This window comes from Kibdelosporangium banguiense, assembly GCF_017876405.1.
GTDB classification, from domain to species: Bacteria; Actinomycetota; Actinomycetes; order Mycobacteriales; family Pseudonocardiaceae; genus Kibdelosporangium; species Kibdelosporangium banguiense.
The window spans coordinates 7,420,992-7,437,870 of the sequence record NZ_JAGINW010000001.1; the positions used below are offsets into that span (position 1 = coordinate 7,420,992).

Here is a 16,879-nt window from a genome sequence, read left to right on the forward strand (position 1 = left end):
GGCCTATCCGGGGATCATCACGTTGGCCACGTCGGCGACGTTGGCCAGGTTGAGCACGGACATCGCTTCCTTCATCGCCTTCGAGTAGAGGTACGGCATGCTCTTGCCCTCGATGACCGTCATCCCGAGGGTCGCGGTCGCCCTGACCGGGTTGAGATCGGGGCTGTGCAGCAACTCGGTGATGTTCAGGCTGGTGATGTTGACCGGCAGCACGCGCTTGCGGCCGAAGACGAACAGCGTCAGCGGCGGCCGGGGCCTTTTGGTGAAGCTGAACCCGTCCGGCGCTCCGAGCAGGTCACCCACCACCTGGCCGATCAGGCTCTCGTCCTTGGGGTGCACCATCAGCTCCAAAGTGGACAGCTGCGGCGAGATGCCGAACTGCCCGGTGATCGCATCGCCTTGTTCCAGTCCGTCGCTCGCGTCCAGCCGGATCTCCAGCCCGATCACCTCTTCGGAGACCGTCACCTGCTGCGCGTCCCGCAGATCGGTCAGGCTGTCGTAACGCTTGTGGAAGTCCCGCAACGAGGTCCCGCCGCCCGCACCCGGCGCGTAGCTCAACGTCCGGTTGCGGGTCAGCTGCAGCGGGTTGAACTGGAACACCACGAACAGTGGCGGCAGGCTCAGCCCGAACTCCACCAGCGCACCCCGCAGGATCTTCGGCCGGTTGCCGAACCCGTCGGTCACGGTGCCTCCTCGACACGGAATCGAACGCTTCCGCCGTGCGCTGCCACGGCAAGGAACGCCGGCTCCGCGCCTTCGAAATCGAAGCGGGCATTGACGGACGTGCCGAGGCTGCCGCCGAACTCGACGAGCGGGCCCGTCGGCTGCTGAGCCACCTGCAACGGCTGTTCGTCAGCGGCGAGCAGCCGGACGTCGATGTCCTCGGCCAGCAGGGGCGGCTGGCCGGCCGCCCGGCTGATCACCACGACCACATCGGTCCTGCCGGTGGCCGGGTCGTAGCCCAGTTCAGCGGAGACCGACCAGTCGCCCAGCACCTGGGACCTTGGCACGACAACGCGGTGTGCACTCATGGATGCAGCCTCCATCAGGGAACCGTTCCGGTGCCCTCGACCGACCAGGAACTGGACTTCAGCACCCGGTCGCCGTCGGACGCGTCGACGAGCTTGCCCTGGAACTCCAGGTGCAGCTCCAGTGTGTCGCCTTTGGACAAGCCGCTGAGCGGGAATCCGGGATGGTCGATCCCGACGAAGTTACAGCCGGTGGCCTGGTCCGGGTTGGTGAATTTGCTGGTGGGGAAGGGAATCGAGTGGTAGCCGTACTTGAGGTCGACCCCGCCCGAGGTCATGCAGTCCTCGTGCCACGTGGCCGGGTCCAGCGTGTTGCTGCACAACGGGTGCACGACGGCGGTGCCGTTGTGTTTGGCGTACCCGCGAACGAACTGCCGGTACTCGCCCGAGACACATGTGCAGGGAATGGGTGTCTCGAATTCGGCCTTCATGTTGAACCTGCGGCCGAACATCCCGGACCCGAAGGTCGGCGTGAGTTTGCCGGAGGGAATGTCGGTGAACTTCGCCGAGGTGGGTGAGCAGTGGGTACCAGCGGCGGGCACGGGCGCACCGGCGTCCTGAGTTTGGAGTTCCCCGGTGACCAGTGTGACGAATTCGCCGCTGGCGTCCTCGTCAGGCGTGAGCGTCGGCGCATTGCCCGTTTCCGCCTGGCGGGCGCATCCGCCGCATCCGCCGCTGCACGTCTCGAGCAGGCTCGCCATCGGGCAGTCGGCCGCGGTCTGGACCTCCTCGTCGCCTTTCCCGCAACCGCCCGGCCCGCAGGTCCTGAAGTCCAGGGATCGCACATGGTCGTTGCCGAGATTCCGGGCTTCTCGCAGTGTGGGCGCCGCCGGCGAGGCGTTCGCCTGAGCGGGGTTCTCATGCCGGGAGCTCGGTGATCGCTCGGCGGCGGTTCGCTGTGGTGTGCGCAGCGGCATGGTCTCACTCCTCTGCTGTGGTCCAGAGCTTGCCGATTTTTTCGTACTCACGGCGAATTCCATGCCGCAGATGGGAAAGGCCGATCGCAGTCCCGTCCTGTGCGGCGGCGAAGGCGGCCGTGAGCACCGAGTTGCGGATACAGGCCCCGGACAGTGAGTACTGCCGGGCAAGCAGATCCACGTCGACGTCGGCGGCGAACCGCGCGGCCGCGGGGAAATGCGACCGCCAGATGGCCGTCCGGCTCGGTGCGTCGGGAAAGGGGAACTCGACGACGAACCGCAGCCGGCGGGTGAACGCCTCATCCATGTTCTCCCGCAGGTTCGTGGCCAGGATGACCACACCGTCGTACTGTTCCATCTTCTGCAGCAGGTAACTGGTCTCGATGTTGGCGTACCGGTCGTGCGCGTCGGAGACCTCGGTTCGCTTGCCGAACAACGCGTCCGCCTCGTCGAACAGCAGGATGGAGTTGCTGTGGCCGGCCGCCTGGAAGATCTTGGCGAGGTTCTTCTCGGTCTCCCCGACGTACTTGCTGACCACCCCGGACAGGTCGATCGCGAACAGGTCGGCGCCGAGCTCGCCGGCGATCACCTCGGCGGCCATCGTCTTGCCGGTGCCGGGGACACCGGCGAACAGCGCGCTCAGCCCCAGGCTGCGGCCGACCACCCGGCCGAACTCCCACTCCTCGAAGACCGTGCAGTGATGCCGGACTTGAGCGCACAACTCCTTGAGCAGATCGAGTTGCGTGTCAGGCAGCGTCAGGTCGGGCCACGACCGCCGGGGTGAGATCTTCGTCGCGAGATCACCCAGATGGTGCTGGCTCTGCCTGCGGCAGGCCGCCTGCAGATCGCCGAGGCGTAACTCCTGGCCGTGTGCCTCGGTGGCCAGTCGCGCGTCCTGGGTGGCGGCGAAGATCTGGCGGGGTGTCAGGATGAACTGAGCACCCAGTGCACGCGGCCAGCCCGGGTCCACTTCGGACGCTGTGTGTGCCAGCGCGCGTTGCCAGGTCGTTTGCCGTAGTGACAGACCGGGGCGCGTGACCTCCACTGAGTGGAACAGAATCTGCGGCTGGGCGGTGTCGAAGCGCATCGGTTTCTCTGTGCCGAGAAAAGTCACCGTGCTGGACTCGATCGCGGCACGCCCCACGGCGGCGAGAATGTTCTCCGCCTCGTGTTCGCCCGCGAGACTGTCCAGGCCGTCGACGTAGGCCATCCCCTGATGCAGTAGGCACTCCCGGAATGCCAGTCGCAGCAACGCAGGGACGTCTTGTTCGCGGCCGGCCCATCTGCGGGTGTTGACATAGGTGAGCGAGCACCCCAGCTCCGCGCAGATCCCCTCGGCGATCTGCCTGCGGCCGACGCCGGCTGGGCCGTGCAGTCCCAGCACCAGCCGGAGTCCGTTGCGTTCCTCGGTGAAATGCCGCATGACCTGGGCCCGTACGTGGGATTTCACGTCCGGCTCGACGAGCACCTGGCCGAGATCGCCGGTCGGGTGCAGCACCCTGACGGCGTCCGACACCGTGCTGTCGATGCTCTCCTGCTCTTGCAGATAGCAGCGGATGCGGCCGTCCAGCCGCAGGAACCGGGCCAGATCGCTCGAACCGGACGGGCTCGTCGTGTCGTCGGCGACATGCAGGATGCGACTGGCCCGCAGTGGAGCCTCTGGACTGAGATGGGCGCGGGCCCGCCATCGCTCGGCCGGTGAGTCGCAGAGCAGGCTGATCACCAGGTCGATGCTCGGCCGCCGACGGGTGATGTCATCCTGCAGGTAGGCGTAGAGCCGGTCGTACTTGCGGTCGACCTCCGGAGCCAGGCAGATGACCACGGTCCACAGCTCGAACGGGCTGAGCTGGAAGACACGGACGAGGTCGTCGAGCGGAAGCCGCACGCCCGCGATCAGGCTGGCACCCGCCCGGCCGAGGATCTCCGTGTCGATCGGATGCCCGTCGCCGGTGGGCCGCATCAGGATGTCCGACGGCGACGTGCCGAGCAGCCGGTCGACCTCATCGTCGGACACCAACACATGATTGCGGGCGTCGAGCCCTCGCCGTTGCTTGTGTTCGCGGCGCTGGGCGACGACCTGTCGTTCGATCAGCCGGTCCAGTGCCAGCAGGTGATCGGCGATGTGGGCGAAGCCGTCCTCGTATGGCAAGTCTGTGATGACTGTGCTGCTGGTCATGGCGTCACCTCCACGAACAGGGTCTTGCGGGTCAGCCGGGAGATGTCTACGCGCAGTTCGTAGAACCCAGGTGCCAGCGAGGCGGGCAACGTGACCGGGAACGTGTCGGTGGTCAGTGGCAACGCGGTGAGCAGCGACTCGCCCGACAGCGTGACCGATGCCTGCCAGCCAGCGAACTGCGTACCGGAGACCGTGACCGTCCGTCCTGCCGGACCGGAGACGTCGGCGACGCTGTCTATTGTGGGCGGTGCGAACGGTGCGCGGATGTCAGGCACGCCAACGGCCCGGACGCGTTGTGGCGCTGGGACCTGTGCCTCGGCCGCCTGGTCGAGTTGGACGACCGTGACCTCGTACAGCACGGACATCCGGAACGGCTGGCTGAACGTGGCCCACACTGTGCTCAGCTCGTTGAGGTTCACCGGGTTGAGGATGATCTGGATGAGCTCCTTGGCGTCCTGCAGGCCGGGTACGAGATCGGTGGACGGGATCACGGGATTCTGGTGCAGGACCCGCATCGCCTCACCGAGGATCGCGTGCGCGGTGGCGTTGCCGTTCTGGGCGTCGTTCGGGGCGTACGCGGTCATCAGATAGGACAGGGTCAGTGACAGCGGCGGCGGGACGAGCACGGCCGGGTCGGTGCGGGACACCTGCCAGTCGGCGTTCTTGAACGCGGGGTTCTCGTCGACCTTGTAGAGGAACAGGTTGATCCGGCGCGGCCCACCGGCCTCGTCCGGTGCCATCACGGTCACCGGCACAGCCGGGGTCAACGTCATTTCGGCGGACAACAAGCCACGCAACGACTCGCTGACCATCCCGATCGCGGTCGCCGCGCTCATCGCCATACTCCTCTGCGAAGGTGCGTGCCCAGATGCCTGCGCTGCCAGTACGCCGCCGGAACGTGTTCTGATGGTGTGGGCGACGGATTCGGCGCGGGTTCAGGTATGGCAGGCAGGTGCACGAACTGTGCCTGCGGTTGCGGACGTGACTCGGCCACCACGTGCTCGACCTTGGTTGTCAACGACCGCAGGGCCTGCCGTAAATTGTCTACATCGGACTCAGGACGTCTGGGCGGGATGTCGGGCACGAGTGGCGCCATAGGGCGATGGGTGACCGGCTCGGCTACCGGGCGTGGACCTGTTACGAGGACAGGCGGCCGTAACTCCATCACGGTGATCGGCCGTGGTTCGGCTGGTGCGGATAGAGGGTGGGCGACGGCTGGCGGTGCGGTCATTTCGACCGGGCTGGATTCGGGTGTGTTTCCAGGTATCCGGTCCGGAACCAACAACAGAGATTCCGGCTGCACAGCTGGGGTTTTCGCGGGAGTCTGCTGGTGCGGTCCGGCAGTCTGTGGCTCGGTGATCGGCGCGGGCAGGTGATGGTGGTGCACTACTGTGCGGGCGCCCGGTGGTGGCGGGCTCGGCAGAGGCGGATCGACCAGGACAGGATGGACCAGGATCGGGGCGGGCTGGGCCGGGGTGAGTTCGGCCGGATCTGGTCGCGCCGGATCTGGCCGGTGCTCGTCCGGCCGGGATTCCGCAGCGGCAAGGGGCACCGGATGTGCAGCGACCGGTATGCGTTCCGGTGGTGTCAGACTGAGCGCCGCGGGCTGATGAACGTCGGGCGCGATTTCTGGCGAAAAGACTTGCTGGACAACCGGCGCAGGTTCAGGTGATACAGGCTGCGAAATGTTTGGCGAGATTTCTGGCGAAAAGGGACGCTGGACAGGAGGTGCGAAATCGGCGCAGACCACGTCCGGAGGTGACAGCACGATTTCAGGCTCGAGAGATGGCTGCACAACAGGCACGGAAGCAGGCACGGAATCTGCCGAGGGCGTTGCCGGTGGCGACACCTCGATGACCTCTTCGAGCTCCAGGTCCTCGACGCCGGGTAGTGGCGGGAGCGGTGCGGTCCCGAGTTCGCCGAGCAGGCCACGGACGCCGTCGCGGTAGGTCAGTGGCCCCGCGCCGTCGAGCAGGGACAGGTAGAGCGGCCCGGGAGTGGCCGGCGGGTCAGGGCGAGTCATGGGATCGCTCGATCTCCTCAGCCAGCTGGGACACATAACGCTGGCGCCGTTGCCGGGGCATCTGCATGATCTCCCGCTCGCTCCAGTGGTAGTGGTACGCCAGGTAATGGATCTCGCGGCGCAGCAGGGCGGAGTTCACGCTCAGCTCACCGAACAGGAAACTGTGGATCTCGAACGGCACCGAGTACTCCCGCCGGCACTCCGGGCAGGTGGACTCCATGGTCAGGTCGATTCGTGGCGCGACTTCCGCCATGCGCCGCTCGATGGCCTGCCGGTCTCGTGGCGGCAACTGGGCCACAAGCTCCGGCGGTGCCGGGCGATGTGGCCCGATCCGGGTGACGCACCGTCCTAACAGGCCGGTCAGTGCGGCGGCCTCGTTGTCCTGCAACAGCGGCGAAAGTGCTTCCTGGTCGGCGCCGTTGGGCAGCCGGAAGGCCAGTTCGTCCCCACTGGTGAGCGTGACGACGTATTCAGGCCCTTTGTCGGCGGATTGCGTGACAGGGATCGCGCTGGTGGTGAACTCGATGTCGATCCGTTGTGCGCAGTCGGCCCACGGGCACGAAATACTCGACCGCACGGACGTGCCGAACGTCGCCTCCCGGATCTTGAGCAACAGGAACTGCCGGTCGGCCACGACCAGCCGGCGGGCCACGTCGGCGGTCACCGGGGTGATGGCGCCGATCCGCCGGACACAGCGGGTGAGCAACTCGGTGACCAGCAGGGCGGAACGACGACCGGCGGCGACGAGCATCTCCTCGTCGCGGCCGGTCATCGCCGCGACCTCGGCCTCGCGGTGCACGACGCCATCGGCGCCGGTGCAGCCGCCCGGCAGGATCGCCAGCCCGGTGCCGGCACCTGAGAGGGACATGGTCGCTCAGCTCTCGGCCGGTTCGGTGATCTGGGTGTCGCGTTGCCAGCCCTCGTTCTCCAGCTTGAGGGTCTGGATCATCACCGCGTTGCCCGCCGCGTCCAGCTCCGGCAGCGCGGTGTACTCCGACACCCAGCAGCGGAACACGTTGTAGGCCAGCACAGTCGCGCCCTGCAGGTTGCACACCTCGAGCGTGATGTCCTTGCGGAAGGACTTCAGTGACATCGCCGCCTCACCGGCGAAGTTGTTGACCTTGTTGGCCCAGTCCTCGAACGCGGTGTCGTGGGTGACCCCGCCCGACAGGGTGATCGGGTCGAACGTGGTCTTGCCGGGGATCTTGTGCGGCGTGCTCTGGTCGTTGGCCTCGTACCAGGTGGTGACCTCGGTGGTCTTCTTCAGCGCGCTGCACTTGCTCAGGCCGGCGACGTACTCGCCGTCCCATTTGATCTTGAACTTGAAGTTGTGGTACGGGTCGAACCGTTCCGAGTTGACGGTGAACCTCGCCATGCCGCTCGCTCCCTTTCCGATGTCACGCGGTCTGCCCGGCCCGCTGGCTGATCCGGACCACCACGAACTCCGCCGGCTTCAGCGGCGCGAAACCGACGAGCACATTGACCACGCCCGCGTCGATGTCGGCCTGGGTGGTGGTCTCGCTGTCACACTTGACGAAGAACGCCTCCGAGGCGGTCGCGCCCTGGAACGCCCCGCGCCGGAACAGCGTGGTCATGAACGATCGGATGTTGAGCCGCAGCTGTCCCCACAGCGGCTCGTCGTTGGGCTCGAAGACCGCCCACTGGATGCCGCGGTAGATGCTGACCCGCAGGAAGATCGCCATCCGGCGGACCGGGACGTAGTTGTACTCGGTGTCCGAGGAGATGGTCCGCGACCCCCACAGCACGATCCCGGCTCCGGCGAAGTTGCGGATCACGTTGATGTTCTTGGGGTTCAGGTTGCCCTGCTGGACGTCGGTCAGGTCGACCGCGAGGCCCGCGGTCCCGCCAAGGCCAAGGCTCGTGCCTGCCGGTGCCCGCCAGACACCACGCTGGGCGTCGCTGCGTGCGTACACCCCGGCGACGTATCCCGATGGCGGAACCAGGATCGGCTCGCTCGACAGCCCGGACGGATCGAGCATCTTGATCCAGGGCAGGTATACCGCGCCGTAGGAGTTCTTCGGGCTGATCGCGGCCATGAACGCCTCGGCCTCGGGCACGGTGTCGTCGTCCTGGCTCATGTCACCGACGAAGAAACAGTCCGAAAGCGACCGCCGGGCGCAGTAGTTCACGCCTTCGCCGACGAGCACCGGGGATCCGATGCCAGGCACCGCGAGCAGGCTCACGTCGTCGTAACGGTTGAAGCGCTGGAAAGCCTCGATGTACGGAACGTCGTTGAGGACAGGGTCGCCGTCGGATCCGGCACGAACCGTGAGCACGTCCGCGGTCGGTGCGGCGTTGTCGCCGATGAGGTAGTAGTTGGCCGGTGGCACGCCCGCCGGGTTGACCCTGGGCCGCGTGACGGCCGCGCCGACTGTCTCCACGCCGCCGTTCGCCTTGCCGAGCCGCAACAATCCGGTCGCGTTCTCCGCCGCGTTCGCGGAGTCGGTGATCCAGACCGAGGACGCCGGGCCGGCGAACCCGGACCGGAGCAACAGCACACCGGAATCCACCACACACGTGAACCCGGTGAACGCGGACGTACTGGTCGAGGTCCGCAGCTTGGTCAGGGCCCGGACGACGAACTGGATCGCACCGGCCTGGTTGGCGGCCGTGGTCAGGTCGGGCACCTGGCCCGCGCCCGCGCCGACCGCCGTGGTCAGGTTGATCTCCTGGTAGCCGTCGCCGTTGACGTTGATCGCGAGCCGGGTCCTGGGCAGTCCGGTCAGCGACAGCGGGGCCGCCGCGCCCCGGCTTGTGCCTGCCTGCACGTTGGTGTTGGACGGATTGACCGTCACCCGGATCAGGTTCGATGACGCCGTCACGGTCTCGGCGAAGTTCGGTGCGCCGGGAACCATGCTGAGGTTGGCGAAGACCTCGGCCGGGGTGGTCTGGTCCTGTTGGGACACACTGAGGTTGAACTCGTTCGCCGGATCGTTGGTGCCGTTGGAGATCAGCAGTGCGAGGGTGTTGGCCCACACGCCGGGGGAGCGCGCTTCAACGGTCAGGCTTGCCTGTGCGGTGGTGCCACGGTCTTTCAGAACGATGTTCGCTGCGGCGGTGTTCGCGCCGGCGACCCGGGCGACATAACACTGCGATCCGCCGTTGTTGAAGAACTGGAACACCGCGTGCGCAAGGAAAGACGTGCTCAGGAAGTCGCCGTAGAGGTTCTGGAACTCGGTGAAGGTGAAGATCTTGACGGCCTCGGTGAGGCTGCCTTTCTGCGCCTGCCCGATGAACGCGGCCGTGGACGTCCCGGCGGCCGCGATCGGCCGGACGCCACTGGACACCTCGTCCACGTACACGCCGGGATAGGAGACGCTCGCCATCGTTGTGCTCCTCAGGTGTTCGGCTGACGGCGCGCCCGCGCCTTGGTCGGCTTGCGGGTGGCCTCCTGGTCGGTGTCATCCCCGGTGTCCGCAGTGTCCTTATCGGACTCGGTCACCGAGATGACGAGGGCGTCTTGCAGCTTCTGGACCTTCGCGTTGTCCGCCACCTCGACCGGCTCACGCTCGACGGCCTGCCGTGGCGGGAGGTGCAGTACCTCGCCACTGTTGAGTACGACCGTGACGAGCCGGATCGTCAGGTTCTCCATTCGGACCGTCATCGAGCCTCCAAAATTCATTGCTGGGCGGGGGTGCGCAGGGCGGCGAGCAGCCCGTCGGCGGACACCTCGCCGAGCGGGCTGCAGAGCACGGCGTGGTGGCCGTCGCCGCCGACGGCCACCACCCGGATGGCCGACCTGATGTCGACGAGATACGCGATGACGTCGGCGAAATCGGAGGGGTCGGTGCCGACCACGATCACGTCGGGGGCGGATTCGCGCACGGTGTCGGCCAGGTGCCCGCCACCGCCGCGGATCGATCCGGTCACCTCCAGGTCGGCGTGCGCGGCGATCAGCCTGGCCATGATGTCGCGCAGCAGCGGAGACATGTCCACCAGCAGGATCCGTGTCTTCCGCATGGTTTCCGAGTATTTGCCGCGCGCCGGGCGGGAGAAATAGACCGCCGGATCCGGGCCGGGTTCATATCCCGGTCCGGATCCGACGTATCTGACGGGCCGGTTGCCGCACCTTCTCCAGTGAGCGGTGTGTTCGGCCGCGCGAGAGGGAAGCTTAGGGCGGGCGCGATGATCGACGTGTACATCGTGGCCGAGGTGAGGCTGCTGCGGGACGGCCTGGCGAAGACTCTTGGGGAGTCGCCGAACCTGCGCGTCGTCGCCTCTGTCGCGCGTTGTGAGGAACTGGATCTAGAACCGGACGACGGCACGTTGCCGGTACTGCTGCTGGATGTGGCGCGCAGGATTTGTGACAGCGGGCTGCGGTCGTTGGTGGCCGCGGTGCCTGAACTGCGAGCCGTTGTGCTCGGTGTCGAGGAAACCGAAGCGGAGATCGTCACCTACGCGGAAGCGGGCGCGGCCGGGTACCTGCCCCGCGACGGCTCCGTCGACGATCTGGTCCAGATGATCGAAGAAGTGGCGAGGGGCGAGCTGTCCTGCACGCCCCGGGTCGCGGCGGCGTTGATCCGCCGGGTCGGGTCGCTGGCTGCCGAACGACCGCCACGCACCGAGTCGCCCGGCCTCACCGAACGTGAACTGGAGGTCCTCCGGCTGGTCTCGTTGGGCCTGTCCAACAGGGAGATCGCGACCCGGTTGTATCTCTCACTGGCCACCGTGAAGAACCACGTCCACAACCTTCTCGGCAAACTGGCTGTCCGCACCCGCGCCGACGCGGCCGCGCAATACGCCTTGCTACAGCGGTAGTTGTGCCCGGTTTTCGGCCGCGTCGAGTGCGGGCACGAGTGGTGCGAGTGTGGCGCGGAGCAGGTCGGGCAGCGAGCCGGACGGCACGACGAGCCCACTGGCTGTGGGAGGCGCTATCCATTGGCGTAGCGCGATTCGAGCCGCGGCAGCGACGCTCGCCGCGAGTACGCGGGCGGTGTACGGCTCACTGTCACCAAGGCGTTGGGCGATCGCGTCGGCGAGGGCGTGTTCGATCGCGCCTGCTGTCTCGACGAGTGCGTCGCGCAGTGCGGGACGGGTGCTGATCAACAGCAGCGCGTCGCGGTGTTGTTCTCCTGGATCGGTGTATTGCTCCACCATCGCTTCGACCACGGCGTCGGCGAGGCCGACGCCGGCAGGCCGGGCGGCAACCGCCGCCGCGACTCGTGCTTCCCGTTCGGCGGTGACCGCGGCGACGATCGCCTGTTCCCGGCTGGAGAAGTAGTTGTTGTAGGTCCTGGGGGAGACTCCGGCCGCCTCGGCGATGTCGTCGACCCGCACGTTCTCGGCGCCGTGTTCCAGGGCCAGCCGCAAGGCCGCTTCGCGCAACGCCTCCTTGGTGGCCTGCTTCTTCTGTTCCCGTAGGCCTGTTCGTCGTGTGGTCACCTGGTGAGTATTCCAACGTACATGCGTACGCGCAAACTTGCGTGTAGGCATGTTAGGTCTCGACGGGAAAGGAGTCGGGCCGGTGCTCTCTTGACCTTCGGTGGATCGGGGTGCTGGGATCGGTAGGACATCGGATGTGGGATGTCTGGTGGCAAACCGTCGGCCGGCTCCAATGGGGGAGATGTGTTACGCACGTACGCACTGGCGGCTCTCCTGCTCGTCGCCCCTGTCGTCGCACCGGAGAGGGTGCAGGCGGCCCTTGGCCAGGAGTGGACCGGGACGTGGCAGACGGCCATGTCGGGCACCGCACCGAAGACTGACCAGGGATTGCCGAAGCATTCGATCCGTAACGTCGTGCACATCAGCACCGGCGGGACCGAGGCCCGGGTCAAGCTGTCCAATGTGTACGGGAAAGTGCCGCTCCTGATGGGGCGCGTCACGGTGGCGATCGCCGCCAGGCCGGACGCTGCCGACGCGGTGGCGGGCACGATGCGTGAGCTGACCTTCGGTGGCTCGGCGTCGATCACGATCCCGGCAGGCGCCGAGGTACTCGGCGACGCGGTACCGATCGCCTTACCGGCGCAGACAAACCTGCTGATCACGACATACACCCCGGAGCTGTCCGGTCCGGTCACCTACCACCAGGTCGCCAACCAGACGTCGTTCATGAGCCCGGACGGCGACCACGCGGCGGACGAGTCCGGTGCCGCTTTCACCACGCGGACAACGTCCTGGCACTATGTGAGCGCGGTGGATGTCCGTGGCGGTCCGGCGTTCGGCTCGGTGGTCGCGCTCGGTGATTCGATCACCGACGGCAACGCGTCCACTGTGAACACAAACCGCCGCTGGCCGGATGTCCTGTCCCGGCGCCTGGGCTCCTCGCTCGGCGTGCTGAACGCGGGGATCAGTTCCAACCGGCTGCTGAGCGACACGTGGAACCCCAACGCGCTGGCCAGGCTCGACCGGGACGTGCTGACTGCGACCGGAGCACGGTCGGTGGTCGTACTTCTGGGCATCAACGACATCGGCGGCCAGCCGCAGCACCGCGAGCCCGCGCCGATCATCGCCGCGCTACGCCAGATCGCCGAGCAGGCACGAAGCCGGGGACTTCGTGTCCTGGGCGGGACACTGACTCCGTTCGGTGGGTCCAGCAACTACACCGCGGAACTGGAGAACGTACGGCTCGCTGTGAACGAGTTCGTCCGTACCGGTGGTGTGTTCGACGCCGTGGTCGATTTCGACGCCGTGCTGCGGGATTCCGCTGATCCACACCGGCTGCGGCCCGAGTACGACTCGGGCGATCACCTGCACCCGTCTGACGCCGGTTACCAGGCGATGGGCAACGCCGTGCCCATCGCGCAACTGTCCCTGCCCGCCCGGCCGAGGGACTGGTGGGTGGGAACGTGGCAGACCAGCATGGCCAACACCGGCGCCGCGATGCCGGACTACTCGATTCGAAACCTCGTGCACACCAGCATCGGCGGCCGGGAAGTGCGGGTCCGTCTGTCCAATGTGCTCAGTAAAGTGCCTGTCCTGATGGGACACGTCACCGTGGCGGTCGCTGCCCGCCCCGACGCGCCGGATGCCGTCCCGGGCACGATGCGTGAGCTGTCCTTCGGTGGCTCGGCGTCGGTCACGATCCCACCGGGCGCAGAGGTGGTCAGCGATATGGTGCCGCTGGCCGTGCCGGAAGACGGTGACCTGCTCGTCACGGTGTTCACGCCAGGGGCGACAGGCCCGGTGACCATGCATCCGCGTGCGTACCAGACGTCGTTTCTCGCCGCGGGTGGCGATCATGCCGGGTCCGAATCTGGTACGCCGTTCACGACGCCCACGCCAGCCTGGCATTACGTCGCCGGAGTGGACGTCCGTTCCGGTACCGCGCAAGGAACTGTGGTGACGTTCGGCGATTCGATCACCGACGGCGACAAGTCCACGCCGAGCACCAACCGGCGCTGGCCGGACGTGTTGGCAGACAGGCTGGCGGCCGAACCCGGACCCACCCGGCTCGGCGTGCTCAACGCAGGCATCAGCGGCAACCGCCTGATGCACGACAGCAGCGGCATCGGCGGCCCCGGTGCGCTTGCCAGGCTTGACCGGGACGTACTGACCGCGCCAGGCGTACGCACGGTGGTCCTGTTCGTGGGCATCAACGACATCGGCAACCTCGACATGCCGGACGCATCCCAGCTGACAGCCGCACTACGACAAGCCGCCGCACAGATACGTGCCCAAGGCCTGCGAGTCATCGCCGGAACCATCACGCCGTTCCAAGGCTGGCGCTCCTACACAGAGCGCCGGGAATCGGTCCGGCTGGCAGCCAACGACTTCATCCGCAACGGCGGCGCCTTCGACGGAGTCATCGACTTCGACCAGGTGGTCCGCGATCCGGTCAACCCGCACATGCTGCGGTCCGACTACGACTCCGGCGACCACCTGCACCCGTCGGAGGCCGGCTACCACGCGATGGGCACATCGGTGGACCTGCGACTGCTCGCCGTCCGCTGACTTCCGGTCGACCTGCCTGGTGCATGATTGGGCGCAACTGGGACTGAGGGGGATCCGATCAGCGGGATGTGGCGCCGGACCGAGGTGAGGGTCCTGGTGGTTGTGTTGGTGGTCGCGTTCGGCCTGGGTATGTGGCGATGGATCCGCTCCCAGGAAACGCCTGCCACGCCTGGACAACAGGCACAGCAGGACAAGTCGCGGAAGTTGCGCCGGGACGGGTTCGAGCGGCTGTTCCAGCCCGGGGCAACGGTCCGGTTCGGCATCACCGACTCCCCGGTCCAGATCCGTGACCTGGGAGACCTGGACATGCCGAGCGGACGGCTGATGGCTTGCGACCCGGTGCTCCAAGCCGACAATCCGGAAATAGAGCAGCCGTTCACTGTGACAGTTCCGCCGGGGCGCTATCCGGTGTCCGTCTCGGTCGTCCAGCGCGACGTCGACGGGCAAACCGTTGAACGGGTGGCGGCCGCCCGCATGACCGTGCGGCCTGATCCTGTTGTGCGTTGGGAAATGGCACTGCAGCCGACAGACGACACCAGCCTGCTGACCGGCGAGAAGTACTACGGCTTCGGCGTGGACACCGGACTGGCCGCCTTTCTCGACGCGGACATGAAGCAAGCGCTGAGCCGCCTTGGCGCGGAAAACGGTCCGATCGAGAAGACACTGTTGGGCGACGACCCCAACGAAGCCCGTGCCGCCGAGGTCCGTGACCCGGTCACCGGCCGGAACGTGATGGCGTTCCACGCCGGTCTGGGCGACGGCAGCTACCCGACCTGGATCGGCCGGACCGCCGACAACCGGCCCGCAATGTTCGTCATCGACTTCCAGTTCGCCGACTGGTAGCGCCCTGTCATCGCGTAGCCGGGCCGCGTCCGCCTCGGCTTTTTCCAGTCGAACACGCGGCTTGGTCACGTGGCGGTGTTCCTTGCCTTAGCAAGTAACCAAAGCATGAACAACACCTCACCAACAAAGGTGAATGTGGCGATGTCGGCTGAATAGTCCGCGACGAGCACGGTCCCGGCCCCGTCCACCACGTAGCCGAGCCCGGCGATGGCGAGCAGCACGCCCAGCACGGTGGGCACGTTTCCTGACTTGTGGGCCAGGCAGCCGATCAGCAGCAGGTGGACGCCGAACAGGATCAGGCCGGCGTCCCAGACGCCGCGGAACGCCTCGATCCGGGCCAGGGCCTGCGGATCGTCGATGGCGTCGAAGAGGTGCGCGATCGCGACGAGGAACACCGCCGAGTACGCGAGCCGGAACCACGCCGCGAGCATGGCCAGGGCGCGGTGCACCGGCGTGAAGAACTCCAGCAGCGCCCATGCGACCAGCACGTCGAGCACGACCACCAGGACCAGGGCGAACACACCGGCACGGAACGACGTCGTTGCCGCGTCCTGCGGTGTGGTCACAGCGTCGATGACACCGAAGTTGGCGAATCCGGCGAGCACGGACATCGACAGCAGCCCGATGCCGGCGACCAGTCCGGCGTTGCGCACGGGCAGGGCGAGAGTCGTCATCGGCGAACGCTTTCCGCTCGGGTGAATCCCTTGACAAGCAACAGAAGCGGCAGCGCCAGTTCGAAAAGGCCGCCGGGCACGTAGAACGCGACGCCGATCCCGGAGTCCAGTCTGGACAGACCGAGCAGGTCACTCACCACCCCGGCCAGCAGCGCCGCGTAGCCCACGATGCCCAGCGTTGCCAGCCATCGCGGGACAAGCCCTGAGCGCAGCAGGAGACCGGACAAGGCGAGCCCGCCGACGCCGGAGAACGCGTAGACGAGCAGTTCATAGGTCCCGCTCGCGGCAACATCGGCTGCGGCTACAAGCAGCACAAGGCATTCGCCGGTGCGTAAGACGAGATATCCCGTCGCGAGGCCCTGCCCGTACGGCTTGAGGACGGGGAACAACGCGGCCCCGATCCCCACGACCGCGAGTCCCGTGTAGCCCACCAGCAGTGCACCGGCGAAATGCGTGTCGATCAACGAGCTGCCTGCGGCGAAGGACGCTGTCGACGTGAGAAACAGCAGTGCCACCAGAACGGCGGTCGTTCTCATGGACATCGATCCACCTCACTTACAACATAAGCTTACTTAGTAAGTAGTACACTTACACCGTAAGCAACGTCAAGGCGCAGAGGACGGCGGATGATCGACTCGGACGGCCGCTCGCGTGGCCGGCTGAACCGGGACCAGGTGCTACGGGCCGCCGTCGCGCTCGCCGACGCGAACGGCATCGAGTCGCTCACCATGCGCAAACTCGGCGTCGAGCTCGGGATCGAGGCGATGTCGGTGTACAACCACGTCGCCAACAAGGTCGACCTGCTCGACGGGATGATCGACTGCGTCTTCGCCGAGATCGAACTGCCAGTGGCGCAGGACGGCTGGCGGGCGGCCTTGCGGCGGCGGGCGCTTTCGGCCCGCGAGGTCCTTTCCCGTCATCGGTGGGCGACCGCGCTCATGGAGTCGCGGACCTCACCCGGCCCGGCGACGCTGCGGCACCACGACGCCGTGATCGGACTCCTGCGCGGCGCGGGTTTCTCGATCGAGATGGCCGCGCACGCCTACTCGGTGATCGACAGCTACATCTACGGATTCGCGCTCCAGGAAACGAACCTGCCGCTGAGCTCGGCCGAGACCACCACCAGGACCGCCCAGGCGATCATGGCGCGGTTCGCCGCAGGCGAGTACCCCCACCTCACCGAACTGGCAGTCGAACACGTCCTCAAACCCGGCTACGACTACGGCAAGGAGTTCGAGTACGGCCTAGAGCTGATCCTCGACGGCCTGGCGCGGGCGATCGGCCCGGCGGCCGAATTGTGAGGCCGG

The 16,879-nt window shown here is 66.9% G+C and carries 18 protein-coding genes; 4 read left to right on the forward strand and 14 right to left on the reverse strand.

Features of this window, described 5'->3' with window-relative positions:
- Positions 1–3 precede the first annotated feature (3 nt).
- Genes JOF56_RS34315 through JOF56_RS34365 form a run of 11 tightly spaced genes read right to left on the reverse strand, consistent with a single transcriptional unit; the run spans position 4 to position 10,125 of the window.
- Positions 4–684 (reverse strand): hypothetical protein, encoded by a 681-nt coding sequence (locus JOF56_RS34315; RefSeq protein ID WP_209643593.1) that lies wholly within the window; start codon positions 682–684, stop codon positions 4–6.
- Positions 681–1,031, reverse strand: a complete 351-nt coding sequence (locus tag JOF56_RS34320) for a hypothetical protein (RefSeq protein WP_209643594.1) — start codon at positions 1,029–1,031, stop codon at positions 681–683. Before JOF56_RS34320 ends, JOF56_RS34315 begins: the two co-directional genes overlap by 4 nt.
- A gap of 14 nt (positions 1,032–1,045) precedes the next feature.
- On the reverse strand, positions 1,046–1,945 hold the full coding sequence (locus JOF56_RS34325; RefSeq protein WP_209643595.1) for a hypothetical protein: 900 nt from the start codon (positions 1,943–1,945) through the stop codon (positions 1,046–1,048).
- A 4-nt stretch (positions 1,946–1,949) separates the two neighbouring features.
- Positions 1,950–4,121: an ATP-binding protein gene (locus JOF56_RS34330; protein WP_209643596.1), complete on the reverse strand. Its 2,172-nt coding sequence runs from the start codon at positions 4,119–4,121 to the stop codon at positions 1,950–1,952.
- Positions 4,118–4,957 carry a Pvc16 family protein gene (locus tag JOF56_RS34335; RefSeq protein WP_209643597.1) on the reverse strand — a complete coding sequence of 280 codons (840 nt, stop codon included), beginning with the start codon at positions 4,955–4,957 and terminating at the stop codon, positions 4,118–4,120. The genes JOF56_RS34330 and JOF56_RS34335 overlap by 4 nt, the downstream gene beginning before the upstream one ends.
- Positions 4,954–6,144, reverse strand: coding sequence for a hypothetical protein (locus JOF56_RS34340; RefSeq protein ID WP_209643598.1), 1,191 nt, complete (start codon positions 6,142–6,144; stop codon positions 4,954–4,956). Before JOF56_RS34340 ends, JOF56_RS34335 begins: the two co-directional genes overlap by 4 nt.
- Positions 6,131–7,012 carry a T4 family baseplate hub assembly chaperone gene (locus tag JOF56_RS34345; protein WP_209643599.1) on the reverse strand — a complete coding sequence of 294 codons (882 nt, stop codon included), beginning with the start codon at positions 7,010–7,012 and terminating at the stop codon, positions 6,131–6,133. Before JOF56_RS34345 ends, JOF56_RS34340 begins: the two co-directional genes overlap by 14 nt.
- A gap of 6 nt (positions 7,013–7,018) precedes the next feature.
- A complete protein-coding gene (locus JOF56_RS34350; RefSeq protein WP_209643600.1) occupies positions 7,019–7,519 on the reverse strand; it encodes a phage tail protein in 501 nt (166 codons plus the stop codon).
- 22 nt (positions 7,520–7,541) lie between these two features.
- Positions 7,542–9,491 (reverse strand): phage tail sheath family protein, encoded by a 1,950-nt coding sequence (locus JOF56_RS34355; RefSeq protein ID WP_209643601.1) that lies wholly within the window; start codon positions 9,489–9,491, stop codon positions 7,542–7,544.
- 11 nt (positions 9,492–9,502) lie between these two features.
- The gene (locus JOF56_RS34360) at positions 9,503–9,769 is read right to left on the reverse strand and encodes a hypothetical protein (RefSeq protein ID WP_209643602.1); all 267 of its coding nucleotides are present in this window, start codon (positions 9,767–9,769) and stop codon (positions 9,503–9,505) included.
- A gap of 14 nt (positions 9,770–9,783) precedes the next feature.
- Positions 9,784–10,125 (reverse strand): helix-turn-helix domain-containing protein, encoded by a 342-nt coding sequence (locus JOF56_RS34365; protein ID WP_209643603.1) that lies wholly within the window; start codon positions 10,123–10,125, stop codon positions 9,784–9,786.
- Positions 10,126–10,290: 165 nt separating this feature from the next.
- On the opposite strand from JOF56_RS34365, the gene JOF56_RS34370 reads away from it, so the two are divergent.
- Positions 10,291–10,923 carry a LuxR C-terminal-related transcriptional regulator gene (locus JOF56_RS34370; RefSeq protein ID WP_209643604.1) on the forward strand — a complete coding sequence of 211 codons (633 nt, stop codon included), beginning with the start codon at positions 10,291–10,293 and terminating at the stop codon, positions 10,921–10,923.
- On the opposite strand, the gene JOF56_RS34375 is transcribed toward JOF56_RS34370, so the two are convergent.
- Entirely contained in the window at positions 10,912–11,547 is a 636-nt protein-coding gene (locus tag JOF56_RS34375; protein ID WP_307855382.1) for a TetR/AcrR family transcriptional regulator, read from the reverse strand. The genes JOF56_RS34370 and JOF56_RS34375 overlap by 12 nt on opposite strands.
- Positions 11,548–11,730: 183 nt before the next feature.
- On the opposite strand from JOF56_RS34375, the gene JOF56_RS34380 reads away from it, so the two are divergent.
- Positions 11,731–14,055, forward strand: coding sequence for an SGNH/GDSL hydrolase family protein (locus tag JOF56_RS34380; protein ID WP_307855383.1), 2,325 nt, complete (start codon positions 11,731–11,733; stop codon positions 14,053–14,055).
- A 96-nt stretch (positions 14,056–14,151) separates the two neighbouring features.
- Entirely contained in the window at positions 14,152–14,898 is a 747-nt protein-coding gene (locus tag JOF56_RS34385; protein ID WP_209643606.1) for a DUF4241 domain-containing protein, read from the forward strand.
- A 65-nt stretch (positions 14,899–14,963) separates the two neighbouring features.
- Here JOF56_RS34385 and JOF56_RS34390 read toward each other — a convergent pair whose 3' ends face one another.
- Both JOF56_RS34390 and JOF56_RS34395 read right to left on the reverse strand, forming a co-directional pair.
- Positions 14,964–15,572, reverse strand: coding sequence for a DUF4386 domain-containing protein (locus JOF56_RS34390; protein WP_209643607.1), 609 nt, complete (start codon positions 15,570–15,572; stop codon positions 14,964–14,966).
- Complete coding sequence (locus JOF56_RS34395) at positions 15,569–16,114, reverse strand: DUF4386 family protein (protein WP_209643608.1); 546 nt, start codon at positions 16,112–16,114, stop codon at positions 15,569–15,571. The genes JOF56_RS34390 and JOF56_RS34395 overlap by 4 nt, the downstream gene beginning before the upstream one ends.
- A gap of 84 nt (positions 16,115–16,198) precedes the next feature.
- Here JOF56_RS34395 and JOF56_RS34400 point away from each other — a divergent pair, with 84 nt between their 5' ends.
- A complete protein-coding gene (locus JOF56_RS34400; RefSeq protein ID WP_209643609.1) occupies positions 16,199–16,873 on the forward strand; it encodes a TetR/AcrR family transcriptional regulator in 675 nt (224 codons plus the stop codon).
- Positions 16,874–16,879 lie beyond the last annotated feature (6 nt).